General features: G+C 63.1%; 19 protein-coding genes. 13 read left to right on the top strand and 6 right to left on the bottom strand.

Annotation, left to right across the window (positions count from 1 at the left end):
- The 4 genes from FHX10_RS07910 to FHX10_RS07895 all read left to right on the top strand — a co-directional run bounded on the left by FHX10_RS07910 (window position 1) and on the right by FHX10_RS07895 (window position 4,677).
- Window positions 1-1,899 (top strand): ABC transporter ATP-binding protein, encoded by a 1,899-nt coding sequence (locus FHX10_RS07910; protein ID WP_097630783.1) that lies wholly within the window; start codon window positions 1-3, stop codon window positions 1,897-1,899.
- A gap of 106 nt (window positions 1,900-2,005) precedes the next feature.
- Window positions 2,006-2,323: a hypothetical protein gene (locus tag FHX10_RS07905; protein WP_047612619.1), complete on the top strand. Its 318-nt coding sequence runs from the start codon at window positions 2,006-2,008 to the stop codon at window positions 2,321-2,323.
- 152 nt (window positions 2,324-2,475) lie between these two features.
- Window positions 2,476-3,516, top strand: a complete 1,041-nt coding sequence (locus tag FHX10_RS07900; protein ID WP_097595619.1) for a LacI family DNA-binding transcriptional regulator — start codon at window positions 2,476-2,478, stop codon at window positions 3,514-3,516.
- Between the two features lie 123 nt (window positions 3,517-3,639).
- Window positions 3,640-4,677, top strand: coding sequence for a LacI family DNA-binding transcriptional regulator (locus FHX10_RS07895; RefSeq protein ID WP_127430022.1), 1,038 nt, complete (start codon window positions 3,640-3,642; stop codon window positions 4,675-4,677).
- A gap of 7 nt (window positions 4,678-4,684) precedes the next feature.
- Here the strand turns inward: FHX10_RS07895 and FHX10_RS07890 are convergent, their stop codons facing one another.
- Both FHX10_RS07890 and FHX10_RS07885 read right to left on the bottom strand, forming a co-directional pair.
- Window positions 4,685-5,977, bottom strand: a complete 1,293-nt coding sequence (locus tag FHX10_RS07890) for an MFS transporter (RefSeq protein ID WP_184389238.1) — start codon at window positions 5,975-5,977, stop codon at window positions 4,685-4,687.
- A gap of 141 nt (window positions 5,978-6,118) precedes the next feature.
- Entirely contained in the window at window positions 6,119-7,318 is a 1,200-nt protein-coding gene (locus tag FHX10_RS07885; RefSeq protein WP_184389235.1) for a multidrug effflux MFS transporter, read from the bottom strand.
- Between the two features lie 272 nt (window positions 7,319-7,590).
- Here FHX10_RS07885 and FHX10_RS07880 point away from each other — a divergent pair, with 272 nt between their 5' ends.
- On the top strand, window positions 7,591-8,331 hold the full coding sequence (locus tag FHX10_RS07880; protein ID WP_028756284.1) for a TetR/AcrR family transcriptional regulator: 741 nt from the start codon (window positions 7,591-7,593) through the stop codon (window positions 8,329-8,331).
- Window positions 8,332-8,360: 29 nt separating this feature from the next.
- Here FHX10_RS07880 and FHX10_RS07875 read toward each other — a convergent pair whose 3' ends face one another.
- Complete coding sequence (locus FHX10_RS07875) at window positions 8,361-8,801, bottom strand: response regulator (protein WP_028756285.1); 441 nt, start codon at window positions 8,799-8,801, stop codon at window positions 8,361-8,363.
- A 280-nt stretch (window positions 8,802-9,081) separates the two neighbouring features.
- Between FHX10_RS07875 and FHX10_RS07870 the strand changes: the two genes are divergently transcribed.
- Complete coding sequence (locus FHX10_RS07870; protein WP_028756286.1) at window positions 9,082-9,621, top strand: murein L,D-transpeptidase family protein; 540 nt, start codon at window positions 9,082-9,084, stop codon at window positions 9,619-9,621.
- Between the two features lie 18 nt (window positions 9,622-9,639).
- Here the strand turns inward: FHX10_RS07870 and msrA are convergent, their stop codons facing one another.
- The gene (gene msrA / locus FHX10_RS07865) at window positions 9,640-10,344 is read right to left on the bottom strand and encodes a peptide-methionine (S)-S-oxide reductase MsrA (RefSeq protein WP_184389232.1); all 705 of its coding nucleotides are present in this window, start codon (window positions 10,342-10,344) and stop codon (window positions 9,640-9,642) included.
- Between the two features lie 198 nt (window positions 10,345-10,542).
- Between msrA and FHX10_RS07860 the strand changes: the two genes are divergently transcribed.
- The 5 genes from FHX10_RS07860 (at window position 10,543) to cueR (ending at window position 23,838) form a co-directional block, all read left to right on the top strand.
- Window positions 10,543-16,011, top strand: a complete 5,469-nt coding sequence (locus tag FHX10_RS07860; RefSeq protein WP_184389229.1) for an alpha-2-macroglobulin family protein — start codon at window positions 10,543-10,545, stop codon at window positions 16,009-16,011.
- Window positions 16,011-18,092, top strand: a complete 2,082-nt coding sequence (pbpC, locus tag FHX10_RS07855) for a penicillin-binding protein 1C (RefSeq protein ID WP_184389226.1) — start codon at window positions 16,011-16,013, stop codon at window positions 18,090-18,092. The genes FHX10_RS07860 and pbpC overlap by 1 nt, the downstream gene beginning before the upstream one ends.
- Before the next feature lie 103 nt (window positions 18,093-18,195).
- Window positions 18,196-20,805: a malto-oligosyltrehalose synthase gene (gene treY / locus FHX10_RS07850; protein WP_097630786.1), complete on the top strand. Its 2,610-nt coding sequence runs from the start codon at window positions 18,196-18,198 to the stop codon at window positions 20,803-20,805.
- Window positions 20,806-20,913: 108 nt separating this feature from the next.
- On the top strand, window positions 20,914-23,439 hold the full coding sequence (locus tag FHX10_RS07845) for a heavy metal translocating P-type ATPase (RefSeq protein WP_097595609.1): 2,526 nt from the start codon (window positions 20,914-20,916) through the stop codon (window positions 23,437-23,439).
- Between the two features lie 9 nt (window positions 23,440-23,448).
- Complete coding sequence (cueR, locus tag FHX10_RS07840; RefSeq protein ID WP_184389223.1) at window positions 23,449-23,838, top strand: Cu(I)-responsive transcriptional regulator; 390 nt, start codon at window positions 23,449-23,451, stop codon at window positions 23,836-23,838.
- A 37-nt stretch (window positions 23,839-23,875) separates the two neighbouring features.
- Here the strand turns inward: cueR and FHX10_RS07835 are convergent, their stop codons facing one another.
- The gene (locus tag FHX10_RS07835) at window positions 23,876-24,184 is read right to left on the bottom strand and encodes a hypothetical protein (RefSeq protein WP_097595608.1); all 309 of its coding nucleotides are present in this window, start codon (window positions 24,182-24,184) and stop codon (window positions 23,876-23,878) included.
- Window positions 24,181-24,384: a hypothetical protein gene (locus tag FHX10_RS07830; RefSeq protein ID WP_132573553.1), complete on the bottom strand. Its 204-nt coding sequence runs from the start codon at window positions 24,382-24,384 to the stop codon at window positions 24,181-24,183. Before FHX10_RS07830 ends, FHX10_RS07835 begins: the two co-directional genes overlap by 4 nt.
- On the opposite strand from FHX10_RS07830, the gene FHX10_RS07825 reads away from it, so the two are divergent.
- A complete protein-coding gene (locus FHX10_RS07825; RefSeq protein WP_097595606.1) occupies window positions 24,374-24,913 on the top strand; it encodes a sigma-70 family RNA polymerase sigma factor in 540 nt (179 codons plus the stop codon). The two genes, FHX10_RS07830 and FHX10_RS07825, sit on opposite strands and share 11 nt — an antisense overlap.
- Complete coding sequence (locus FHX10_RS07820; RefSeq protein ID WP_097595605.1) at window positions 24,900-25,667, top strand: anti-sigma factor family protein; 768 nt, start codon at window positions 24,900-24,902, stop codon at window positions 25,665-25,667. The genes FHX10_RS07825 and FHX10_RS07820 overlap by 14 nt, the downstream gene beginning before the upstream one ends.
- Window positions 25,668-25,670: the final 3 nt, after the last annotated feature.

The raw sequence follows: 25,670 nt of genomic DNA, 5'->3' as shown, positions 1-25,670 counted from the left end.
ATGGCCGAGGAACTGGAAACCGAGCGTCCCGACGTTCGCGAGGATGGACGCCGCCCGCCGCGGGCGGTGGTCGGTTCGCATCGCGTCGAGGAGGAGATGTTCGGCAGGGCCTTCGACGGCAACATCATCAAGCGCATCTGGGTTTTCGTTCACCCCTATCGCCGTCAGGTCCTCTGGTCCGTCGTCGCCGTTCTGACCTTCACGATGATGCAGCTCATCATCCCGCTGATCATCCGCTATGCCATCGACCATGGCATGTCGCCGGGCGGCAACCATTCGGCGCTGATCTGGTCGATCGTCGCCTTCACGATGGCCATCCTCATCAACTATGCGGCGAGCTACGCACAGGAGACGCTGGTCGGCGGCGTGGCGGAAGAGGTGCTCTTCGATATCCGCAAGGCAATGTTTTCGCATCTCCAGCGCGTCTCGCTCTCCTTCATGGACAAGACCGAAGTGGGCCGGCTGATGTCGCGCCTGCAGGGCGACGTCAACTCCATGCAGGAATTCCTCGAAACCTCGGTGCTTTCCGTCGGCGACATCGTGCTGCTCTTCGGCATCGTATTCGTGATGCTCTATCTCGATTTCAAGCTGGGACTGCTGACGCTCTCGGTGCTGCCGGTGCTGTTCATCGTCCGGCTGTTCTGGCTGCCGCTCGCCCGCAAATCTTTCATGGCCGCGCACGAGACCAATTCGGTTGCTGCCGGCGCACTCGCCGAAGCGATCCACGGCGTGCGCGCCGTCCAAAGCATGGACAGGCAGGGCGTCAACTTCACGCTCTATGACGACAAGGCGCATGCCAACCTCAAGACGCATCTGACAGCGGCGCGTTATGCGCAGGTGATGGTGCCGATCGTCGACAGCCTGACCGGCGTGGCAATGGCGCTCGTCATCGTCGTCGGCGGCGCCCGCGTGCTCAACCAGGCGCTCGATGTCGGCGTGCTCATCGCCTTCCTGTTCTATATCCAGCGCTTCTTCGACCCGATCCGTTCGCTGACCCTGCAATATTCGGTGATGCAGCGCGCCATGGCGTCAGGCCAGCGGCTGACCGAAGTGCTCGACGTGCCTGTCGACATCAAGGATGCGCCTGGTGCCACGGCGCTGTCGCGCGACATGGACGGCTCGGTCGAATTCAAGGACGTCGTCTTCGGCTACAATCCGAAACATCCGGTGCTCAAGCATGTCAGTTTCAAGGTCAATCCCGGCGAGACGGTGGCGCTGGTCGGGCCGACCGGGTCCGGCAAATCGAGCTGCATGTCGCTGATCCATCGCTTTTACGATGTGCAGCAGGGCCAGGTGCTGGTCGGCGGCCATGATGTGCGTGATCTGACCCAGGATTCGCTCGGGGCGCAGATCGCCATGGTGCTGCAGGAGCCCTTCCTCTTCACCGGCACTGTTTTCGAAAACATCCGCTACCACAAGCTGGAGGCGACGCGTGGAGAGGTGATCGAGGCGGCGAAGGCCGTCGGCGCGCACGACTTCATCCTGCGACTGGCCGATGGTTACGACAGCGTTCTCGGTGAGCGCGGCGGCAATCTTTCGCTCGGTCAGCGCCAGCTTTTGAGCTTTGCCCGCGCCCTGGTGGCGGACGCGAAGATCCTCGTGCTCGACGAAGCAACGGCCAATATCGACAGTTATACCGAGATGCTGATCCAGAAGGCGCTGGTGAAGCTGCTCGAAAACCGCACTGGCCTCGTCATCGCCCACCGGCTGGCGACGATCCGCGAGGCGGACCGCATCATCGTGCTGCAGAACGGCGAAATCATCGAAAACGGCGACCACCGCCAGCTGATGAAGAACGGCAAGCTCTATTCCAAGCTCTATAATCTCAACTACGCCTCCTTCGACGACATTCCCGAAGACGTGCTGGAAGAGACGACGGCGGCGCAATCGGCGACCTGACTCGGGCAGCATGCATTAATGCCTGTTGCAAAGTTTGAACGAACAAACGCCGTGCTGCCCCATTTATCTCCTATCGGGGGACCCAGTTGCCACTGAGGAGAACGTTATGAAGAGAGTTATAAGCAGCCTGTTGATCGCCACGGCCCTTGTTGGATCGGCCATTCAGCCTGCTGCCGCGCGTGATCGCCATCATCACAACGACACCGGTCGTGTCATCGCCGGCGGCGTTGCCGCAGGTGTCGTCGGCGGCCTGATCGGCGGCGCGATCGCCAATAGCGGCCCCCGTTACGTCGATGGCGGTCCCCGCTATGTCGATGGCCCTCGCTATGTCGAACCCGCGCCGCGATGCTGGTATGAGGACCGTGACGTCCGCAACCGCTATGACGGCGGCTATCATACCGAAACCGTGCAGGTCTGCGAGTAGCGGAGCTGAGCGCCTTTTAAGGCGTTGATCTCATTATTTTCGCCCATCCGCCGAGGTTGCGTCCTGCAGCCTCGGCATTCTCATCAAAAATTCTGGCTGCCCATGCGCTTCCTGTCATTCGGCTGTAAGAGACGAGCAGTAGCTGAAAGCCGATGAATGATGGTCCGGGGACCGGCGGCAAGGCGCCGAAGAAAGAACGCATGCGCTTCGTCAGCGCCGAGCAGGTCGCGCAATTGGCAGGCGTTTCGCGCTCGGCCGTGTCGCGCACGTTCACGCCGGGCGCCAGCGTGGCGCCGGCAACGCGGGAAAAGGTGCTGCGGGCAGCGCAAGAACTCGGCTATCACGTCAACGACCTGGCGCGCGGCGTGCTTGCCAACCGGAGCCGTCTCGTCGGCATCGTCGCCACGCGGCCGGAGCTGGGCTTTCGCGCGCATCTCGCCGCAGCACTGGCCAAAAGCCTGATCAAACGCGGCAGCATCCCTATCCTCATCAACACTGGCCAGACGGAAGACGAGCTGCTCGCCGCCCAGAAGATGCTGATCGGCCACCGCGCCGAAGCGATCATCATCCTCTCCGGCTCGCCGCCGGCGAGTTTTTTCGAACTCGCACAGCGAAACGGCCAGCCGCTCGTCGTGATCGGCCGCTCGGAACCCGGCGCCGACCATGTGCGCGCCGGCAATTCCGAAGCCTCCCGCAAGGCGGCGACGGCCTTTTACGAAAGCGGCAGACGGCGGCTGGCGGTCATCGGCTCGAACACGGGAACGCCTGCCATCATCGAGCGCGAAAACGCCTTCCTTTTGGCGGCCGGGTCGCTCGGTGCATCCGTCGTCGTCGGGCGCGGCGGCGATTCCGATTATGATGGCGGCGTCACTGCCGGGCGCGCGCTCTTTTCGGAAAAAATCAAGCCCGACGCCGTCTTCTGCGTCAACGACCAGCTCGCCTTCGGGCTGATGGATGTCGTGCGCCTGGAAGCGCGGCTGCGCATCCCCGAGGATGTCGCCGTCATCGGCTTCGACGACGTGCCGGAATCCGCCTGGCTGAGCTATCAGCTCACCACCTTCCGCCAGGATCCGCTGACCATGGCATTGCGCGCCGTCGAGTTGATGGAGCGGCGGCTTGAAAACCCCGATGCGCCTCCAGGGTACGAGCGCGTCATTCCGGAACTCATCATCCGCCAGAGCTTCGAACCCTAACCTCCCCAACCGCTTTTCGCGGACGCTATCCTGTGGCAAGAAGACACGTAGATCAAAGTGTTACAGCGTCCTTTGTGCGTCCTATATGACGCTGGGCGCTGTAAGGGAGGAAGATCGCCTGAGATGAAGGGAATTCGCCAGCTTGCCAAACATCTCGACATTTCGATCGGAACCGTATCCCGTGCGTTGAACGGCAAGCCCGACGTCAACGACGAAACGCGCCGACGGGTGCTTGCCGCCGCCAAGGAGCTCGGATACGTCGCCAACCAGTCGGGCCGCAGCCTTCGCCAGGGCATGACCAACGTCATCGGGCTGATGCTCGAAGTCAGCCGCGAGACGGTCGAAAACAGCGACGACTTCTTCCTCGGCGTCACCGACGGGCTGCAGAGCGTCTTTTCCCGTCACAAGCTCGATCTCGTCATGCTGCCCTGCCCCGATGACGAGGATCCGCACGAATATCTGAAGCGCATGGTGGCGCGCCGCCTCGTCGATGCGCTGATCATCTCGGCGACGCGACGCACCGACCGGCGCATCGAGCTTCTGGAAAAGGCCCGCATCCCCTTCGTGGCGCTCGGCCGCAGCGCGTCCGGCGGCAGCTATACCTGGATGGATCTCGATTTCGAGGGCGTGGCGGCGCGCGGCGTCGACCGGCTGGTCGCGAAAGGCCACCGGCGGATCGCGGTAGCCGCCCCCTCCTCCGACATCAATCTCGGCTACATCTTCCTCGACAGTTACCGCCAGGCACTGCAACGGCACGGCATTGCCTTCGATCCGGCTCTCGTCATCCGCGTCAAGTCGAGCGAACAGGGCGGCTATCAGGCTGGCCACGAATTGCTGATGATCAAAGAGCGGCCGACCGCGATCATCCTGATCCACGAGCTGATGGCGATCGGGCTTTACCGGCGGCTGGCCGAGGCCGGCATCGTGCCCGGCCGCGACCTCGCCGTCGTCGGTTTCCGCGAGGAGCCGCGCACGCATTTCCTGCAGCCGTCGCTGACCTCCTTCCGCATGTCGCTGCGCGATCTCGGCGCCCAGCTTGGCGAAACCCTGCTCGCCACCATGCCGGCCTATGCCGATCATTATCCGCAGGGCGCCCGCAACCGGATCTGGCCGCTGGAACTCGTTCCGGGTGAAAGCGACGCTTTCACCCTGACGATCTGAACCTCTCTCAGACCCGGCTCGCCGCCGCCGCATGCTCCCGTTGCGACAGCTGATGCGTGACGACGAAGACCAGCAGGGCGCCGGCAGCCAGGCAGGCGGCCAGGAAGAACATCGGCGCGATCGTGCTGCCGCTTGCTTCCTTGATCCAGGGCACGACGTTCTGGGCGACGAAGCCGCCGAGATTTCCGACCGAATTGATGGCGGCAAGGCCCGCTGCAGCACCCGCCCCCTTGAGGAAACGGGAGGGCAGGCTCCAGAAGACAGGCTGGGGTGCGAAGATGCCGGCAGCGGCGACGCAGAGGAAGGCGAATTGCAAAGCGTGGTTCGGGATCAGCGCCGAGAGCAGCAGGCAGGCAGCGCCGATGAAAGCGGGAATGACAATATAGGGCGTCTTCGATGGCGCCTTGTCGGCCATGGCGGGAACGGCATAAAGCGCGACTGCAACCAGCACCCAGGGAATGATGTTGAGGAAACCGTTCACCGTGTTGCTGACGCCGAAGGCCTGGACGATGGTCGGCAGCCAATAGCTGAGCCCATAGGCCGAAAGCGGAAAGGCGATATAGCAGAGCGCCATCAGCAGCACGCGCGGGTCGACGAGCGCCTTGAAGCCGTTTGAGGCATTTTCGCCCATGCCGGCATTTTCCGAGGCAAGCCTGCGTTCGAGCCAGGCCTTCTCCTCACCGCTGAGGAAGCTTGCGCTTTCGGGCCGGCCGGGAAGATAGAAGAAGGTGACGATGCCGGCGATGACGGCCGGAACGCCCGTCGCGAGGAAGACCCACTCCCAGCCGGCAAAGCCGTAGAGACCGTCGAGATCGAGCAGCATACCGCCGAGCGGCGCGCCGACCGCATTGGCGATCGCGCTGAAGATCATGAACAGCCCGACCATCCTGCCGCGATAGGCCGAGGGAAACCAGAGCGTCAGCAGATAGAGGACGCCGGGAAAGAAACCGGCTTCGCACACACCGAGCAGGAAGCGCAGGATATAGAACATCGTTGCGTTCTGCGTGAAGGCGAGCGCGACGGTGACGAGGCCCCAGGAGACCAGGATGCGCGCAAACCAGACGCGGGCGCCGAGCCGGTCGAGGAAGAGATTGCTCGGCACCTCGAAGAGGAAATAACCGATGAAGAACAGCGAAGCGCCGAGGCCATAGGCATATTCGCTCATATCAAGTGCATCGACCATCTGCAGCTTGGCGAAACTGACATTCTGCCGGTCGATATAGGCGATGAGATAGAGGATGCCGAGAAAGGGCATCAGCTTCCAGGTGATTTTCGAGATCAGCCGCTTCTCGTCGACCATGCGTATCCTCCGAAATGACAGTGCTTCGTCACGGCGTAGATAGAGCGGTCAGATGATAATCAATTGCGCGTTGCATTTTCTCACGCAAGTGCGACCAGTCATGTGGCCGCACCCGGGAGACCGGGTGCGGCCTGTCGTCGATCATTCGGCCGCGGCAACGGCGGAGCGGCGGCCGATCGTTGCCTGGGTCAGCACTAAGGCCAAGAAGGCGCAGAGCGCGATACCGGCGGCCATCGGAACGGCGGTGCCGTCGAAGAAGACGCTCGATATGACCATGGCGACGGCGGCGATGACGAAATGCAGCGTGCCCATCAGCGACGAGGCCGTGCCGGCGATCTCGCCGTGATCCTCGAGGGCGAGCACCGCGCTCGTCGGAATGACTAAGCCGAGGAAACCGTAGCCGATGAACAGGAAGGTCGCCATCACAGGCAGCTGGTTGAAGCCGGCGGCCATCACCACCGCCATGACGACCATGGCAAGGGCAAAGGCGCTGACTGCAATCCGCATGACGCGCACGAGGCCGAACCGCTCGCCGAGCCAGCCCGTCGCCTGCGATACCGCGAAGAAGGACACGGCGTTGATCGAGAAAGCGAAACTGTATTGCGTCGGCGTCAGCCCGTAATGCTGGATCAGCACGAAGGGCGAGTTGGCGAGATAGACGAGGAAGCTCGAAATGCCGAGGCCGCCGATGAAGGTCAGCGTCAGGAAGTTGCGGTCGGTGAGCAGCAGGCGATAGGCGGCCATGGCGCTCTTCAGACCGCTGCCGCTGCGCTCGCTGGCCGAACGGGTTTCCTCGAGCTGGGTGGCGAGCAGGACAAGGCCGATGAAGGCGGCGATCGTCACGGCCCAGAACACGCCACGCCAGCCATAGAATTCGATGACGGCGCTGCCCGTCAGCGGCGCCAGGATCGGCGAGATCGAGAAGACCAGCATCAGCAGCGACATCAGGCGCGCGGCCTGGACGCCGGTATGCATGTCGCGGACGATGGCGCGCGGAATGACCATGCCGGCGGCACCGCCGATACCCTGAACGAAACGGAAGGCGATCAGCGTTTCGATATCGGTGGCCAGCGCACAGCCGATCGAAGCGATGGCGAAGAGGCCGATGCCGAGATAGAGCGGCAGCTTGCGACCCCACATATCCGACAGCGGACCGTAGACGAGCTGGGCGAGCGCAAAGGAGATGAAGAAGGCGAGAAGGGTGAGCTGAGTGACGTTGTTATCGGCATGCAGGTCCTGGCCGATGGAGGGCAGCGCAGGCAGATACATGTCGATGGCGAAAGGCCCGATGGCCGACAAAAGGCCGAGAATGAGGGCAATGCGAAAGAAGGAAGCCGTCATAATGGTGATCTTTCTTAAAAGCGCAGCGGAGCTACCGGATCGTCGCTCCGCGACTTTGCTCTTAGAGCGCCATGCGTCCTCTCGGACGCACAAGGGACGCTCTAATCTTTGAATTTACGCATCGTGCTTTCCGAAAATCGAACCGATTTTCGGGCCGATGCGCTAGGGTTCAATGATGATCGTTCGCGCGAAGACGAAGTTGGGAGCTCATATCTCCAGCGGCAAACCAAGAGTGTCAACAAATTTGGACACGGATGTAAAATTAGACGCCATTGTCTAAAACGTCAAGACGTCTTATCTTCGCTCTCATGAAAGATCGCATGACACCGGCAGCCCGGATGGGGGGGCATACGCAGCGCGGCCAATGCGCCAAGCGCATGTCGATCCTCGATGCCGCCGCCGACGTCTTCTGCCGCCAGGGTTTTGCCGGCGCCAGCATCGACGAGATCGCCGCAGTCGCCTGCGTATCCCGCCAAACGATCTACAATCACTATCGCGAGAAGGAAACGCTGTTCGTCGCCGTCGTCGAAGACGTCATGAACCGCGCCAACGCCATGCTCTTCTCGGTGCTGTCATCTTTCCCGGACAACGCCGACGATCTTGAGGGTGAACTGACGGCTTTCGCCGTGCGCCTCAATAAGAACTGCATCTGCAACCACGATGGAAAATTCTTGCGGAAGCTGGTGCAGACCGAAGGCGAGCGGTATCCGCACCTCTTCGAAAGCTGGCGCCAGCAGGGGCCGGGCAAGCTGATCACTGCCCTTTCCGCACTGTTCGCGCGGCTTGCCCACAAGGGAACGCTCGTCATCGACGATTTCGACGTCGCCGCCCGGCAGTTCGTCGCACTCGGCAATGCCGACCTGCAAATGATGATCCTTCTCGGCGCCACACCCACCGATGAAGAGCTGGAAAAGGCGGCGCGCAACGCCGTCCGTACTTTTCTCAAGGCCTATGGCAGGCCGGTGGCCGAAAAGGCCGGCCAGCAGCCGCAACTCGCAGCCATCTCAGGCTGATCAGGCCTCCTCTGATCGGGGCCCTCTGATCAGGCAAAGACCGTCATCTGCGAAGGCACGACCGCGAACATGCCGACGCGGCGCGCGGCGAGATATTTCACCAGCTGTTCGACAACCGAAGGCATGACCGGCTTCTGGACCACGCCGACCGCACCCTTGACCCCATCGGCGACGATTTCTGGATTGCCGGTCATGAAGACGACCGCGATGCCGTGCTCTTGCGCCAGCCGCCGGCCGATCTCAGGCCCGGTCGGGCCGTCGGCGAGATTGACGTCGACGAAAGCGATATCGGCAAGCGGCGCCAGCCGTAACGCCTGTTCGCAATCATTGGCAAGGCCGGCGACCTGCATCCCCATGCCTTCCACCGTCGCCTCGAGATCGAGCGCAATCAGGAATTCATCTTCGACGATCAATACTCTCTGTTTCATCAGATCATCTCGTTGCCAGCGCCGCACGACATTGGTGGCCATGATACGTCCCCTTGTTACGCCTATACTTCGAAAGAGGGATCCGCTCCGCCAGCCTGTCCTTCAAGCGAAACTCATGGCGGTAACGGGCAACTCGAAGATATGTTCCGCGGTGGAACGCGATTTGCCATATTTAAGGCATTGTTAACGTTGATAAATTCTTAATAACAAGGAGATGGAGAAAAAGGCGGAGCCGGATCGCGCTTAAGCTCGAGGCTACATCTTATGGCTGAAGGCGCGATAAGACGGTATAACCCTTGCGTTACCTCAAACGAGAATCATATTGAGAAACACATTTATCGTTCTGGCCGCCGTGATCATCGGCTTGTTCGCTTACACCAAATTGATGGCCGGGGTCGGTTCAGGCTCGCCGCCTGCGGATGCGCCTTTCGAGCAACGGGCTGACCTCATTCGCGTTTATAAATCCGAACGCCGCATGGTCCTTCTCAGAGGCGATGCCGCCCTCTCGACATACCGGATTTCTCTTGGGTGGGCTGCCGACGAGGGTCCCAAGCAGCGAGAAGGTGACGAGAAAACACCCGAAGGACGGTATGAGATAGACTGGCGAAATCCCAATTCCATGGCGCATCTCAGCCTGCACATTTCCTATCCAAATCCTGATGACCAGCGCAACGCTCAATCCGGCGGCTTCCCTCCCGGTGGCGCGATCATGATCCACGGCCTTCCCAATGGCTGGGGCCTGTTCGGAAACATCCATCAACTGTGGGATTGGACGGATGGGTGCATTGCGGTCACCAACGCGGAGATGCGCGAAATCTGGGCTCGCGTACCCGACCATACACCCATCGAGATTATGCCCTGAACTGTTGCCACGGCCTTTTCAGCCCTTGGCCTTCAGGACGAGGACCGGCTGGCTGCGATAGTCGGCGGGAAACAGCGACTTGAGGTTCTCGATTTTCGGCAGGTCGTTATAGACGATATAGGGATAGGTCGGATTGAGCGTCAGGAAATCCTGATGATAGGCTTCGGCGGGATAGAAGCCGATGGCGTCGGACACCTTGGTGACGATCGGCTGGGCGAAGACATGCGCCTTGTCGAGCTGCTCGATATAGCCCTCGGCGACCTTGCGCTGCTCGGGATCGGAGACGAACAGCGCCGAGCGGTATTGCGTTCCCCGATCCGGACCCTGGAAATTCAGCTGCGTCGGGTTGTGCGCCACCGAGAAGAAGATCTGTAGCAACTTGCCATAACTCACCTGATTCGGATCGAACTTGACCTGAACGGATTCGGCGTGACCCGTCGCGCCGGTGCTCACGGTTTCATATTGCGCCGTTTTGGCATCGCCGCCGGCATAGCCGGAGACGGCGCTCTTAACGCCCTTCACATGCTGGAAGACGCCCTGGACGCCCCAGAAACAGCCGCCGGCGAAAATGGCCGTCTCGGTGCCGGATCCGGCGGCCTGGTCAATGGCTGGCGGCGGGATGACGACCGCCTCCTCGGCCGCCGCTACGCCACACGCACTGAGCGAGACGACGGCAGCGGCAAGGAACGCGGCAAGGCGCCGGCGATGGGAAGACGTGGACATTGCGCTACCTCCTGCGACAGCCCAAATTCTTGCGCATCCTTGCAAAACCCGCAAATCACAAGCCGGTCACTCACGCCGATGTGACAGCTGGACGAAAGCCCCTGTGCGAACATGAAACAGCGCTCAACTTGAGTTGACAATCCCGCGAGGAGTGAGGAGAGTGCCGCCGATCAGAGCCTGCATTTCCGGGGGGAACCTATGTCCGTGCGCTCGTTCTTTGCATTCGCGACAATCGCATTTTTTTCCACGATCGCCGTCAGCCTTCCCGCCGCCGCTGCGGACACCAAGCGCGACATCCAGACGATCAAGGACGCCGATTTCTTCGGTTTCGATCTTCGCACCGAGCAGAATGTCTCGCTCGATCAGTGCAAGACCTCCTGCATCGGCGACAAGAGCTGCAAGGCTTTCACCTACAATCCCAAGGTGAAATGGTGTTTCCTGAAATCCGATTTCAAGACGATGAATGCTTTCCCCGGCGCGATCGCCGGCAAGATCGTCGAAACATCAGGCAAGCAGGAGCCCGAAATCGGCGCCGCGCCGCGCCTGACCTTCCTAACCAACGACCTCATCCAGCAGGCCCATGACTTCAAGGACAATCTGGCGCTTACCGACGACCAGCAGGGCCAGGGCGTCGACAGCCTGACGGCCAACGCCCGCATCGACCTCACCGCCAACAATCTGGCCGAGGCGCTGAAGTCCTTCCATGGCGCGCTGTCGATCACGCCTGACGACGCCGATCTCTGGCTCGAAACCGCCCGCGCCGCCGCTTCGCTCGGCAACGCCGAGACCAACACATCCGGCCAGGCCGTGCTCGACGCGCTGAACGGCTACGAGCTGACGCGCACCAAGGCCAAGCGCGCCGAGGCGCTCGCCGTCCTCGCCGACGCCCTGGACCGCAACGCCAATTACCGCCCGGCGCTCGACGCCTACAAGGCGAGCCTGGCGCTGGTTGCCTCCGACGATGTTCAGACCGCCTACCTGCAGCTGAAATCGACGCAGGGCTTCCGCATCACCGAACACACGGTCGATGCCGACAGCGCCACGCCGCGCGCCTGCGTCACCTTCTCCGAGGCGCTGGTCAAGACCACCGACTACACGCCCTTCGTGACGCTGAACGGGGCAGCTCCCAAGGCGCTGGAAACCAAGGACAAGCAGATCTGCGTCGAGGGGCTGACGCATGGCGAGACCTACAAGATCGCTTTCCGCACCGGGCTGCCGTCCTCCGTCGACGAGGCGCTCGAAGCACCCGTCAGCATCGACGTCTATATCAAGGACCGCAGCCAGATGGTGCGTTTCACCGGCGACAGCTTCGTGCTGCCCTCGACGGCGCGCCGCGGCATCCCGCTCGTCTCGGTCAACCTGAACTCGGCCAATCTCAAACTCTACCGCATCGGCGATCGCGCCATTGCGCCGCTCTTGACCAATTCGCAATTCCTGAGCCAGCTCGACGGCTACAGCGCCCAGAACATTCAGGACCAGAATGGCGAACTCGTCTGGCAGGGCTCGATCGACATCGCCAACGAGCTCAACAAGGACATCGTCACCAGCTTCCCGGTCGACGAGGCGCTGCCCGAGCGCAAGCCCGGCATCTACGTGCTGACGGCAACAGGCCCGAACGGCCCGGCGCAGGAGTGGGATTCACAGGCGACCCAATGGTTCCTGGTCTCCGATATCGGCGTCACCACCTATGCCGGCACCGACGGGCTCAACGTCTTCACCCGTTCGCTCGCCTCGGCCAAGCCGATCGCAGGCGTCGAACTGCAGCTTCTCGCCAAGAACAATGAAGTGCTCGGCACCGCGACGACCGACGAAAACGGCCGCGCCACCTTCACCGCCGGCCTGATCCGCGGCACGGCGGCGCTCACACCCGCCGTCATCGCCGCCAGGAACGGGACCTCGGACTACGTCTTCCTCGACATGACACGCGCCGGCTTCGACCTTTCCGACCGCGGCGTGACGGGCCGCGCCGCCCCCGGCGCGATCGACGTGCTGACCTTCACCGAACGCGGCATCTACCGCGCCGGCGAAACGGTGCATGCCCAGGCGCTCGCCCGCGACACCGACGGCAACGCCATCGAGAACCTGCCGCTCACCTTCATCTTCAGCCGCCCCGATGGCGTCGAAGACCGGCGGATCGTCAGCCAGACCAGCAATCTCGGCGGTTATTCCATCGATTTCCCGACCCAGGAAACCGCCATGCGCGGCACCTGGACGATGAACATCTATACCGATCCCAAGGGCAGCGCGATCGCCAGCAAGAGTTTCCTGGTCGACGATTTCGTCCCCGATCGCACCGACATGGAGATCAAAACCGAGGCCAAGGAAGTCGGTCCGGACACGCCGGCGACGATCACCGTTTCGGGCAAATATCTCTACGGCGCCCCGGCCGCCGGGCTGACGCTCGAAGGCGATGTCGTCGTCAAGCCGACGCGTGAGAGTGCTGCCTTTAAGGGCTTTCTGTTCGGCCTCGCCGACGAAGAGGCGAGCGAGGATTCGCGCCTGCCGATCGATGGCCTGCCGGAACTCGACGAGAACGGCGAAGCCTCGACGGATCTCACCATCAGCGACCTGCCGGCCACGACGCAGCTGCTCAACGCCACTGTCTACATACGCATGCAGGAAGCGGGCGGCCGCGCCATCGAGCGCTCTCTGACCATTCCGGTGAAGAACGAGCGGGCGTCTATCGGCATCAAGCCGGAATTTTCCGGCGACCTGCCGGAGAACTCGATCGCCAACTTCACGGTGATCGGCGTCAATGCCGCCGGGCAGAAGCAGGAGGCGAAGAGCCTGCGCTGGAAATTCTACAGCCTCAATCGCGAATACCAATGGTATCGCGAGGGAACGGCGTGGAAATACGAGCCGGTCTACACCGCCGAGCAGGTTTCCAACGGCAGCGTCGACGCGACGATGGATGGCGGCAAGATTTCCGTTCCGGTGACCTGGGGCCGATATCGTCTCGAAGTGGAAAGCCCGGATGCCGACGGCCCGACCTCCAGCGTCGAATTCGACGCCGGCTGGTTCGTCACCTCGACCTCGACCGAAACGCCCGACGGGCTGGAAATCGCCCTCGACAAGGACAGCTACAAGATCGGCGAGACCGCCAGGCTGAAAGTCACCTCGCGTTATGGCGGCGAGCTGATGGTGACGGCCGGCACCGAAAAGCTGGTCGCCGTGCAGAACGCTGCGATCGGCGAGACCGGCGGCGAGGTCGACATCCCCGTGACTGCGGACTGGGGTGCCGGCGCTTATGTCACAGCCACGCTCTTCCGTCCCGGCGATGCCCAGGACAGCCATATGCCGATGCGCTCGATCGGCATCAAATGGCTGAAGGTCGATCCCGAACAGCGTGCGCTGCAGGTGACGCTCGCAACACCCGAAAAAATGCTGCCGCGCGGACCGCTCGATATCGGCCTGCAGGTGGCGGGCGCCGGCGCCAACGAGGACGCCTATGTGACGGTTGCCGCCGTCGATGTCGGCATTCTCAACCTGACGCGCTACGAACCGCCGAACCCGGAAGACTGGTATTTCGGCCAGCGCCAACTCGGCCTTGAAATCCGCGACCTCTATGGCCGGCTGATCGACGGCTCGCTCGGTGCGACCGGCAAGCTCAGGACCGGTGGTGACGGCGGCGCCGTGGCGCTGCAGGCAAGCCCGCCGACGCAGAAGCTCGTCGCCTTCTTCTCCGGGCCGGTGAAGCTCGACGCCGAAGGCAAGGCCCATGTCTCCTTCGACATTCCGCAATTCAACGGCACGGCGCGCGTCATGGCGGTCGCCTGGTCGAAATCAGGTGTCGGCCACGGCGTCAAGGATGTCATCATCCGCGACCCTGTCGTGGTGACCGCAAGCCTGCCGAAATTCCTCGCCCCCGGCGACAAGGCCAATCTGCGCCTCGACATCGCCAACACCGACGCGCCGGCCGGCGACTACAAGCTGCAGCTGACCGGCAATGATGCCGTCGGCATCGAACAGGCTTCCGCCGCGCAGACGATCCGCCTCGAGGCCGGAGCGAAATCCGAGTTGACGCTTTCGCTCGTCGGCAAACAGCCAGGCGCCGGCAGCGTCTCGATCAACCTTTCCGATGCTTCCGGCCTGTCGCTCGACCAAACCGTCGACGTGCCGGTGCGCCCCGCATCGCTGCCGATCACCGAACGGCGGGTGCTGGCGCTGAAGCCGGGAGCAAAGCTCACCGTCGACAAGAACCTGCTGGCCGATAGCGTGCTGCCCGGCGCCTCGATCAGCGTCAACGTCACACGTTCGGCCGCCTTCGATATCCCGGCCTTGCTGATGACGCTCGACCGCTATCCCTTCGGCTGCGCCGAGCAGACCACCAGCCGGGCGCTGCCGCTGCTCTACCTCGCCGAAGTTGCAAAGCAGGCCGGCATGGCAAATGACGAGGACGTGCACCAGCGCGTGCAGGACGCGATCTACCGCGTGCTCTCCTACCAGGCCTCGGCCGGTAGCTTCGGCCTCTGGGGACCGGATTCGGGCGACGTCTGGCTCGATTCCTACGTCACCGATTTCCTGACGCGGGCCCGTGAAATGAAATATGACGTGCCGGAAAGGGCCTTCGTGCAGGCGCTGGAAAACCTGCAGAACACTCTGTCCTACACCACCGACATCAAGGGCCAGGGCGATCAGATCGCCTATGCCATCTACGTCCTTGCCCGCAACAAGAAGGCCGCGATCAGCGATCTGCGCTACTATGCCGATACGATGATCAACGACTTCCCGACGCCGCTCGCCAAGGCGCATATCGCTGCGGCACTGGCCCTCTATGGCGATGCGCAGCGTTCGAAGAATATCTTCCTCGACGCGCTGCAGATGTCGGAGCAATCGATGGTGTCGCGCGTGAACCTGTCGCGCACCGACTACGGCACGATCCTGCGCGATGGTGCTGCGATCCTGGCGCTCGCCGCCGAAAGCCGGCCGGTGCCGCCTGTCATCCCGGAACTCGCCAAGGCCGTCGGCAAGGAATGGGGGCGCAGCAAATATAAGAGCACGCAGGAAGAAACCTGGATGCTGCTTGCCGCGCGCGCCATTCAGGGCGGTGACGATGGACTGAAGGTCGATGTCAATGGCGCGCCGCATACCGGCGCCTACATGGCCCGCATGACCGGCGATGCGCTCGCCGACCATCCGCTGACGCTGACCAACCAGACGAACGACACGGTTTCGGCTGCAGTCACCACCGTTGCCGCCCCCACAGTGCCGCTGCCGGCCGGTGGCGACGGCTTCATCATCGAGCGCAGCTACTACACGCTCGACGGCGAAGAGGCGAATGTCAGCGAGGCGAAGCAGAACGAACGCTACGTCGTCGTCATCCATGTGCGCGAAACCAATGACTGGCCGTCGCGCATCGTCATCACCGATCTCCTGCCCGCCGGTTTCGAGATCGACAATCCGAATCTCGTCGACAGTGCCCAGATGACGAATTTCGATTGGATCGGCGAGATCTCGGCCGCCCATACCGAATTCCGCTATGACCGCTTCGTTGCCGCCTTCAACCGCGCAGCAGGCGACAATCGCGAATTCAACGTCGCCTATGTCGTGCGCGCCGTCACCCCCGGCACCTACGACCATCCGGCGGCAAGCGTCGAGGACATGTACCGGCCGGAGCTTTCGGCCCGCACGGCGACCGGCAAGATGGAGGTCGTGGCAGCGCAATAATGAAGCGGTGGCACAAGATCGCGATCGGATCCGCGGCCGGCATCGTTCTTGCCGGTGCGGCTCTCTTTGCGCTCGACGCTGCCGACAAGGCTTATCCGCCGCCATTGGACAGGGCGAATGCCGTCTCCGCCGAGGTGCTGGATGCCGACGGGCAATTGCTGCGTGCCTTCGCGACCTCGGAAGGCCGCTGGCGGCTGAAGACGGCGGTCTCCGACGTCGATCCGCAATTCCTGCGCATGCTGATCGCCTATGAGGACCAGCGTTTTTATGATCACGGCGGCGTCGATCCCTGGGCGCTCGGGCGTGCCGCCATGCAATTGGTCGGCAATGGCCGCATCGTTTCCGGCGCCTCGACCCTGTCGATGCAGGTAGCGCGGCTGATCGAGCCGCGCGAAGGGCGTTCGCTTTCGGCAAAGCTGCTGCAATTGGTGCGCGCCGTGCAGATCGAGCGGCGGCTGTCGAAAGAACAGATCCTCGATCTCTACCTGACGCATGCGCCTTATGGCGGCAATCTGGAAGGCGTGCGCGCCGCAAGCCTTGCCTATTTCGGCAAGGAACCGCGCCGCCTCACGGTCGCAGAGGCGGCTTTGCTCGTCGCCCTGCCGCAATTGCCGGAACGGCGCCGGCCGGACCGCAATCTCAAGACAGCCGAGGCTGCGCGCAAGCGTGTGCTTGACCGTGTGGCGGTGGCGGAAGCCGTGGGCGATGGCGAAGCGGAGCGTGCCGAGGGTGTCGCGGTCCCATCGCGGCGCATGCAATTGCCCGCACTTGCCGCCCATGTCGCGGAAGCCGCGCTGCGCAAGGAGCCTGATGTCCTCAAGCATCAGACGACCTTGAAGAAGCAGGTGCAGCAGGGGCTGGAATCGGTTGCGCGGGCAGCAGCCATGAAGCTCGGGCCGAAGCTGTCGCTCGCTATGGTGATGGCGGATGCGCAAACCGGCGCGATCGTCGGCGAGGTCGGCTCGGCCGATTATTTCGACGCCAGCCGCTCCGGCTGGATCGACATGACCCGCGTCAACCGCTCGCCGGGCTCGACGCTGAAGCCCTTCATCTATGGGCTCGCCTTCGAACAGGGCTTGGTGTCCCAGGAAACGATCATCGAAGACCGGCCCGCCGATTTCTTCGGCTACAGGCCGCGCAATTTCGACATGAGCTATCAGGGCGACGTCACCGTGCGCGAGGCGCTGCAGCTTTCGCTGAACGTGCCGGCGGTCAAGCTGCTCGATGTGGTCGGGCCGTCGCGGCTGATGGTGCGCTTCCGCCGCGCCGAGGTGCGCCCGGTCCTGCCGCCGAATGAGACGCCGGGGCTGGCGATCGGTCTTGGCGGCGTCGGCATCACCTTGAAGGATCTGGTGCAGCTCTATACGGCGCTCGCCAATCGCGGCCAGCCGGCAAGGCTCGGCGACGGTGTCACCGGCGCACCGGGCAAACTCGACGGCGAACCGCTGCTGGAGCCGGTCGCGGTCTGGAGCGTCGCCGATATTCTCTCCGGCGTCATTCCGCCCGCCGGCGCGCCGCAGCGCGGCATCGCCTACAAGACCGGCACGAGCTATGGCTATCGCGACGCCTGGTCGGTCGGCTATGACGGGCGCTATGTGCTCGGCGTCTGGGTCGGACGGCCCGACAATAGCGCCGTGCCGGGATTGACCGGCTATGGCACCGCAGCACCCATCCTATTCGAGGGCTTCGCCAAGTCCGGCATCGCAACGACGCCGCTGCCCCGCCCGCCGGCCGGCGCCGTGCGCATCGCCCAGTCTGAGCTGCCGATCAGCCAGCGCCGTTTTGCGCTGAATGCCAATGGCCTGCTCGTCGCCTCCGGTCGCGAGGCAGCACCTCAGATCATCTATCCGCCCGAGGGCGCGCATGTGGATCTCGGCGCTGGAGCAGGCAACCTGTCACCCCTGATGCTGAAGCTGCAGGGCGGCCGCGCCCCGTTCCGCTGGCTTGCCAACGGCAAGCCGCTGCCCGACCTCTCGCGTCGGCGCACCCAGCAATGGCTGCCCGATGGCGGCGGCTACTCGAAACTGACCGTCATCGACTCGGCCGGGAGGGCCGCAAGCGTGGGCGTCTTCATCGACTAACGCATCGTGCTTTGCGCGTCTGAAAAGACGCGCGGCGCTGTAAGGGAACAAAAACCCGGGCACAACCGTTGGAGAGGGTCTCCCTCCAACGTCAGACGGCCTCATGACACTTCCGACCGCGACCTACCGGATCCAATTCCGCAACGGCATGACTTTCGATCGCGCCTGCGACCTCGTCCCCTATCTCAAGACGCTTGGCATCAGCCACCTCTATACCTCGCCGATCTTTACCGCCGTCAGCGGCTCGACCCACGGCTATGACGTGACAGACGCCAACGAAATCGACCCGACGCTTGGCGGCCGGGCCGGATTCGAGCGGCTGACGGAAAGTCTCGCCGCCGCCGGCATGGGACTGATCCTCGACATCGTCCCGAACCACATGGCCGCCTCGCCGGAAAACGGCTGGTGGCGCGACGTATTGGCATTCGGCCGGCAGAGCGCTTATGCCAGCCACTTCGACATCGACTGGAGCGAGCCGCTGACCCTGCCACAGCTCGGTCAGGATTTCGATCGCGCTCTGGCTGGCGGCGAGCTGCGCATCGCGCTCGACGAAACGCATGGCAATTTCGCGCTCGGTTACTTCGAGACGCTGTTGCCGCTGAACCCCACGAGTTACGGCGCCCTCGCAAACCGGCTCGACAATCCGGTCGCCACCCGAATGGCGGAGGCTGCGGCCGAGACCTCCGGCGAGGATTTCAACCGCACGATGCGCGATATCCTCTTCGAAGGCGGCGATCGGGCCATCCTCCAGCAAAAGCTCGAAGAGGTCTCGGCCGATCTCGATTTCCTGAGAAACCTGCTTGAGGGACAGCATTGGCGGCTGACCCACTGGAAGGACGCGGCACGGCATCTGAGCTATCGCCGTTTTTTCGAGGTGACCGGCCTGGTCGGAACCCGCGTCGAAGATCCCGCGGTGTTCGAGGACGTGCACCGGCTGGTGATCGAACTGGTGCGCCATGGCAAGGTGCAAGGCCTGCGCATCGACCATGTCGACGGGCTGGCCGAACCCAAGGCCTATCTCGACAGGTTGCGGGAGGCGGTGGGACCAGACACCTATATCGTCGTCGAAAAGATCCTCGGACCCGGTGAGGTCCTGCCGGAGAACTGGCCGGTCGCCGGCACCACGGGATATGAGTTCATCGCCGCGCTCAGCGAGTTGTTCATCGAGAGCAGCGGTCTGCGCATATTGGACGGCGCCTATCGCAGCCTCGCCGGCGAGACCGGCAATCTCGAAGAGAGCCGGCAGATTGCCAAGCGACTGATGGTCGAACGCAATTTCGCCGGCGAGACCGACAGGCTGGTGTCGATCGCGGCAGGCATCTTTCCCGAGCTGAAAAGAGACGAGATCGCCACCGCGCTCTGCGAACTGCTGATCGCCTTTCCCGTCTACCGCACCTATGGCGACGGAGGCCCGCTTTCCTGGCAGGATGCAGCGGTCCTTGCCGGGACCGCGTCGCAGGTTTTGCCAAAGCTCGATGATCGCAGTGCCTGCGACCATGTGCTGAAGCTTCTCGAAGGCAAGATCGAAGGTGATGCGGCCCATGCGTTCCGGATCCGCTTCCAGCAATTGAGCGGGCCAGTGATGGCGAAGGCGACAGAGGATACGCTGTTCTATCGCTACAACAGGCTGCTTGCCGCAAACGAAGTGGGCGGCGAACCGGGCAAGGCGCCCGGCGGCATGGAGGAATTCCACCGTCGCATGGCCGAGCGGGCGCGGCTGCAGCCGCATGGGCTTTCGGCGAGCGCCACCCACGACACCAAACGCGGTGAGGATGCGCGCGCCAGGCTTTACGCGCTGAGCGAGGGCGCGGATGTCTTTGCCCAGGCGGTGGAGCGTTGGCGCGACATGAACCGGCCGTGGCTGCAGGAACTGGCGGATGGCGTTGCGCCGGAGCCGAATGTCGAATGGATGCTCTATCAGGCGCTGGCCGGCATCTGGCCGGAAGACTTCGACAGAGGACGGACGGAAGAACTGCGCGAACGCCTCGCCGACTACGCGGTCAAAGCCGTGCGCGAGGCGAAACTGCGCGGCGATTGGACGGAACAGAATGCCGTTTACGAGGAGGCGGTGACGACCTATGCCACGGCGCTGGTTGCGCCTGAGAATGACGCCTTCCTCGAAGATTTCGAAAGGGTGCTACAGCCCTTCATAGCGGCGGGTTACCTCAACAGCCTGTCGCAGACGCTGCTCAAGCTGACAGCCCCCGGCATTCCCGATATCTACCAGGGTGCGGAGGGTTTCGATTTCAGCCTCGTCGATCCCGACAACCGCCGGCCGGTCGATCATGAACGGCTGGCGGCCTGGCTTGATGAAGCCGGGCCGATCGCCAAGCTGCAGGCGGCGGCGCTGAAACAGCGCATCGTCGCGATCGGCCTGCAGCTGCGCCAACGGTATGTGGACCTCTTTGCCAGAGGCGACTATCTGCCGCTGAAGGTGACGGGCAACCGCCGCGATCATGTGCTCGCCTTTGCCCGGGTGCATAAGAGTGATTTCGCGATCGTCGCCGCGCCGCGGCTGATGTTCGGCTGGCTCGACCCTGGCGTGCTCTTTGCCGGCCCGGAATTTTGGGAGGATACGGCGATCGCCGTCCCCTCCCCGCTTCACCGGCTGAAGGCGGATCTGGTGACCGGAAAGACGATCGAGCCCGGGGGCAGCATCTCGGTCGCCGCCCTGCTCGGGAGCCAGCCGGTCGGGCTGATCACCCCACTCTGAGGTATCCAGCGCCAACGCATCGGACATTCGTCAAAATAGTGCTTGACCTTCCAGTTGCTGGAAGGTTCATAACCCTATTCAGGTGCCGCTCCCGGCGCGGAGAGAGTTATGAATATCAAGCACGAACACGATCACCATCACAGCCACGCCCATGGCGACAATCATTGCCATTGCGGCCATGATCAGGAGAAGGCTGCCGACGCCATTGTCCGTGATCCCATCTGCGGCATGACCGTCGATCCGCAGGCCGGCAAGCCCTCACTCGACCATGGCGGCCGCACCTATCATTTCTGTTCCGAGCATTGCCGAACGAAATTTGCGGCTGCACCCGAGGATTACCTGACGGCGAAGGACCCCGTCTGCGGCATGAGCGTCGATCGCTCGACGGCGAGATATTTCCCGAAAGCCGAGGGCGAGAAATTCTATTTCTGCTCGGCCGCGTGCCAGGCGAAGTTCGAAGCCGACCCTGCAGCCTACCGCGATGGCCAGCGCCCGACGACAAAACCGGCGCCGAAGGGTACGCTCTATACCTGCCCGATGCATCCTGAAGTCGTCAGCGATCGCCCCGGCGACTGCCCGAAATGCGGCATGGCGCTGGAGCCGATGGGCATCCCCCCAGCCGACGAAGGCCCGAACCCGGAACTCGTCGATTTCGTCAGGCGGCTCTGGGTCAGCGCCATCCTTGCCCTGCCGCTGCTGGCGCTCGGCATGGGGCCGATGCTCGGCCTGCCGCTCCGCGAAGCGATCGGCGAGCCGCAGGCGACCTTCATCGAACTGCTGCTGGCAACCCCGGTGGTGCTCTGGGCCGCCCTGCCCTTCTTCCGCCGCGCATGGGCGTCCGTTGTCAACCGCAGCCCGAATATGTGGACGCTGATCGGTCTCGGTGTCGGCACCGCCTATCTCTACAGCGTCGTCGCCACGCTTGCGCCCGGCATCTTCCCGATGAGTTTTCGTGGCCATGGCGCGGCCGTGCCGGTCTATTTCGAGGCAGCGGCCGTCATCGTCGCGCTCGTCTTCGTCGGCCAAGTGCTGGAATTGAAAGCGCGCGAACGCACCGGCTCGGCAATCCGCGCTTTGCTGGACCTTGCGCCGAAGACAGCACGCCGCATCGATGCCGAAGGCAACGAAAGTGACGTGCCGGTGGACGATATCAATGTCGCCGACCGGCTGCGCGTTCGCCCCGGCGAGCGGGTGCCGGTGGACGGTTCCGTCCTCGAGGGCCAGTCGACCGTCGATGAATCGATGATATCGGGCGAGCCCCTGCCCGTAGAGAAATCGAAAGGCGATCCGCTGACCGGCGGCACGATCAACAAGAACGGCACCTTCCTGATGTCCGCCGAGAAGGTCGGCGCAGACACGGTGCTGTCGCGCATCGTCGACATGGTCGCCAAGGCACAGCGCTCGCGGGCGCCGATCCAGGGGGCGGTCGATAGAGTATCGGCCGTCTTCGTGCCGGCGGTCGTCGCCGTCGCCCTTCTTGCCTTCCTCGCCTGGGCCGCGATCGGGCCGGAGCCGCGCATGGCGAACGGCCTGCTTGCCGCCGTCGCCGTTCTGATCATCGCCTGCCCCTGTGCGCTCGGCCTTGCGACGCCGATGTCGATCATGATCGCAACGGGGCGTGGTGCTGGAGAAGGCGTGCTGATCAAAGATGCCGAAGCGCTAGAACGCTTCTCCAAGGTCGATACGCTGATCGTCGACAAGACGGGCACGCTGACCGAAGGAAAGCCGAAGCTTACCGATATCGCAGCCTTCGGCGGGGTCGGGGAAGACCGGCTGCTATCGCTGGCGGCAAGCCTGGAGCGCGGCTCCGAACATCCGCTGGCCGAAGCGATCGTTTCCGGCGCCGAGGAGCGCGGTGTCGCCTTCGTCGAGGTCACCGGCTTCGAGGCAACGACCGGCAAGGGCGTTCAGGGCATTGCCGACGGCACGATGGTCGCGCTCGGCAATGCGGCGATGCTTGCCGATCTCGGCATCGATCCGGCAGCACTTAGCGAGAAGACCGAAGCTCTGCGGGGCGACGGCAAGACGGTGATGTTCGTGGTGTTCGACGGCGCGCTTGCCGGGCTTGTTGCCGTTGCCGACCGGATCAAGCCGACAACGGCTGCCGCCATCCAGGCGCTGCATGACAGTGGGTTGAAGATCATCATGGCGACGGGCGACAATGAGCGCACGGCGCGGGCGGTGGCAAAAAGCCTCGGCATCGACGAGGTGCGCGCCGATGTGCTTCCGGAAGGCAAGAAGGCGCTGATCGATGAACTGCGTAGCAAAGGCGCTATCATCGCCATGGCCGGCGACGGCGTCAATGACGCGCCGGCGCTTGCCGCCGCCGATGTCGGCATCGCCATGGGCACCGGCGCCGACGTCGCGATGGAAAGCGCCGGCATCACTTTGGTGAAGGGCGATCTCACCGGCATCGTCAGGGCGCGGCGGCTGGCGGAGGCGACGATGCGCAACATCCGCCAGAATCTCGGCTTCGCCTTCGGCTATAATGCGCTCGGCGTGCCGGTCGCCGCCGGCGTGCTCTATCCGATCTTCGGGCTGCTGCTTTCGCCGATGATCGCCGCGGCAGCGATGAGCCTCTCCTCCGTCTCGGTGATTTCAAATGCGCTGAGACTGCGCTTTGCAAAACTATAGGAGATAGCGATGAATATCGGCGAAGCATCGGAACGGTCCGGCCTGCCGTCTAAGACCATCCGCTACTACGAGGATATCGGCCTGATCCGCCCCGAAAGGGGTGGAAACGGCTATCGCGACTATGCCGCGACCGACGTCCACAAGCTGCGTTTCCTGCAGCGCTCGCGCGGCCTCGGCTTTTCGGTCGAGGAATGCCGGCAATTGCTGGCGCTCTATGAGGACAAGGATCGGGCGAGCGCCGACGTTAGGGATATCGCTCAGACAAAGCTTACCGAGATCGACCGCAAGATCCGCGAGTTGGCGGAACTGCGCCGGACGCTGGAGCACCTCGTGCTTGCCTGCCACGGCAACGACAGGCCCGACTGTCCGATCCTCGAAAAACTTTCGGACGGCGCCTGACCATTTCGCACGAGCAGGCCGATTCAGGCGGCCTGCATCAGGAAAGCGGCGGCATGTTCTGGTTGGCCGCCTGCGAAGTTTGAGCCCGCTCGTCGGGCTCTTCGTCTTCACCCTCGTCCAGCACGCCGTCATCCAGCCGGTGCTTGATCGCCAGCGCATAGATCACGTCGAGAATATTGCGGTCTCTGAGATGAGGATCGGTGAGCGCGAGAAGCGAAGCCCGGACGATCTTCTTGCTGGTGGCCTTCGGACAACGCGCCTTGACGAAATCATAGAGCGCCTCATCCGTCAGCCCTTCCATGGCGCCGTCCACGAGAGCTTCGTAGACCCGCTTCTTTTCCTTCATTCTTTATTTTTCCCCTGCAAATCAGCGGCGTCATGATCTGTCATGTAATTGTCATACACAATCGCCGATTTGAGGCGCCTGTCCACTGGAGAAGAATGTCCGATCGTGGTCCGGGCAGCATTCTTTTGGCTGATCAACTTTTTTGACCCGGCCGGGAATAAAATCGGCTGCACTTGCGTATACTCAATCATGGAACGCAAAGACCGCCCCTTCGATGTCATCGGACAGCTTGCAGCGCTGAGGCGCTACGCGCGCTCGCTGGTGCGCAATTCGGACGAGGCGGAGGATCTGGTGCACGATGCGCTGGTACGCGCCTTCGAGAAGCGCAAGAGCTTCCGCAGCGGCGGCAACCTGCGCACCTGGCTGCTCTCCATCCTGCACAATGCCCATATCGACCGTCTGCGCCGGAACCGGTCGCTGACGCGCCGCCACGACGAGGCGGCTGTCGAAGCCGAGCAGTCGCTGCCGGCCGGCCAGGAACATGCTGTGCGCCTGCAGCAGGTGCGCGACGCCTTCTTCGACCTGCCGGAGGAACAGCGCGAGGCGCTGCATCTCGTCGCCATCGAAGACCTTTCCTACCAGGAAGCAGCCCGGGCGCTCGGCATTCCCGTGGGGACGCTGATGTCGCGCATCTCGCGGGCTCGTGCGCAGCTGCGCGAATTCGAGGAGAAGACACCACGCGTTTCGCATCTGAGAATTATCGGAGGGAACGGCAATGAAAGCAATTGATCCGATCCTCGATGCCGATCTCGACGCCTACGTCGATGGCGAACTCGATGTCGCCCGTCGCATCCAGGTGGAATCCTATCTTTCCGAGCATCCGGCGATTGCCGCCAAGGTCATGGCCGACCTCAGCGTCAAGGGCGAACTGCGTCTGGCGCTTGCCGGCGAAAGTGCCTTCGGCCGCCCCGAGACCCGCGATGCCGCCCGCCGGCTGGAACGTGGCCTTTCCTATGGCCGCATCTTCCATTCCATGCAGCGCATTGCCGCCGTCGGTATTCTGATCGCCGCCGGCTGGGTGGCGCACAATTCCTTCGGCGCCTTCTCGGCGACGGAGGTGTCGGCTTCCGTTCCGGCGCCCGCCTATGTCGAGGATGCCGTTCGCGCTTATCAGACCGCGGCCCTGCGCCAATCGATGCCTTCGCAGACATCGGCCACCTATAACGCTGACGACATCCGCGCCGCCACCGCGATCGTGATGCCCGAACTGCCTAGGGATTGGAAAGTTGCCGACGTGCAGATCTTCCCGTCCGAATTCGGCCCCAGCGTCGAAATGGCGATCGAGCAGTCCGATGGAAAGCGGCTGTCGCTTTTCGCCGTCCGCCCGGGCGCCTTCGAAGTCAAGCCGGTCAGTCATCTCACGCTTGAGAAAGCAGAAGCCGCCTATTGGCAGATCGGCGAGGTCGCCTATGCACTCATCGCCGACGATAGCGGTCTCAATCTCGACCAGGCGGCCGAACGGCTCGCCCGCTCGCTCTATTAATTC

Origin of the sequence: Rhizobium sp. BK591 (assembly GCF_014195045.1) — a bacterium.
Lineage (GTDB): Bacteria > Pseudomonadota > Alphaproteobacteria > Rhizobiales > Rhizobiaceae > Rhizobium > Rhizobium anhuiense.
The sequence above is the reverse complement of the archived record's forward strand: the minus strand, read 5'-3'. Positions and strand labels throughout refer to the sequence as shown.

Bases quoted from the DNA above. Each gene is read 5' to 3' on its own strand.
- pbpC (WP_184389226.1), top strand. From the start codon at position 16,011: ATGAAGCGGTGGCACAAGATCGCGATCGGATCCGCGGCCGGCATCGTT.
- FHX10_RS07900 (WP_097595619.1), top strand. From the start codon at position 2,476: ATGAATGATGGTCCGGGGACCGGCGGCAAGGCGCCGAAGAAAGAACGC.
- FHX10_RS07825 (WP_097595606.1), top strand. From the start codon at position 24,374: ATGGAACGCAAAGACCGCCCCTTCGATGTCATCGGACAGCTTGCAGCG.
- FHX10_RS07820 (WP_097595605.1), top strand. From the start codon at position 24,900: ATGAAAGCAATTGATCCGATCCTCGATGCCGATCTCGACGCCTACGTC.
- FHX10_RS07890 (WP_184389238.1), bottom strand. From the start codon at position 5,977: ATGGTCGACGAGAAGCGGCTGATCTCGAAAATCACCTGGAAGCTGATG.
- FHX10_RS07845 (WP_097595609.1), top strand. From the start codon at position 20,914: ATGAATATCAAGCACGAACACGATCACCATCACAGCCACGCCCATGGC.
- FHX10_RS07885 (WP_184389235.1), bottom strand. From the start codon at position 7,318: ATGACGGCTTCCTTCTTTCGCATTGCCCTCATTCTCGGCCTTTTGTCG.
- cueR (WP_184389223.1), top strand. From the start codon at position 23,449: ATGAATATCGGCGAAGCATCGGAACGGTCCGGCCTGCCGTCTAAGACC.
- FHX10_RS07905 (WP_047612619.1), top strand. From the start codon at position 2,006: ATGAAGAGAGTTATAAGCAGCCTGTTGATCGCCACGGCCCTTGTTGGA.
- FHX10_RS07835 (WP_097595608.1), bottom strand. From the start codon at position 24,184: ATGAAGGAAAAGAAGCGGGTCTACGAAGCTCTCGTGGACGGCGCCATG.
- FHX10_RS07860 (WP_184389229.1), top strand. From the start codon at position 10,543: ATGTCCGTGCGCTCGTTCTTTGCATTCGCGACAATCGCATTTTTTTCC.
- msrA (WP_184389232.1), bottom strand. From the start codon at position 10,344: ATGTCCACGTCTTCCCATCGCCGGCGCCTTGCCGCGTTCCTTGCCGCT.
- FHX10_RS07875 (WP_028756285.1), bottom strand. From the start codon at position 8,801: ATGGCCACCAATGTCGTGCGGCGCTGGCAACGAGATGATCTGATGAAA.
- FHX10_RS07910 (WP_097630783.1), top strand. From the start codon at position 1: ATGGCCGAGGAACTGGAAACCGAGCGTCCCGACGTTCGCGAGGATGGA.
- FHX10_RS07895 (WP_127430022.1), top strand. From the start codon at position 3,640: ATGAAGGGAATTCGCCAGCTTGCCAAACATCTCGACATTTCGATCGGA.
- treY (WP_097630786.1), top strand. From the start codon at position 18,196: ATGACACTTCCGACCGCGACCTACCGGATCCAATTCCGCAACGGCATG.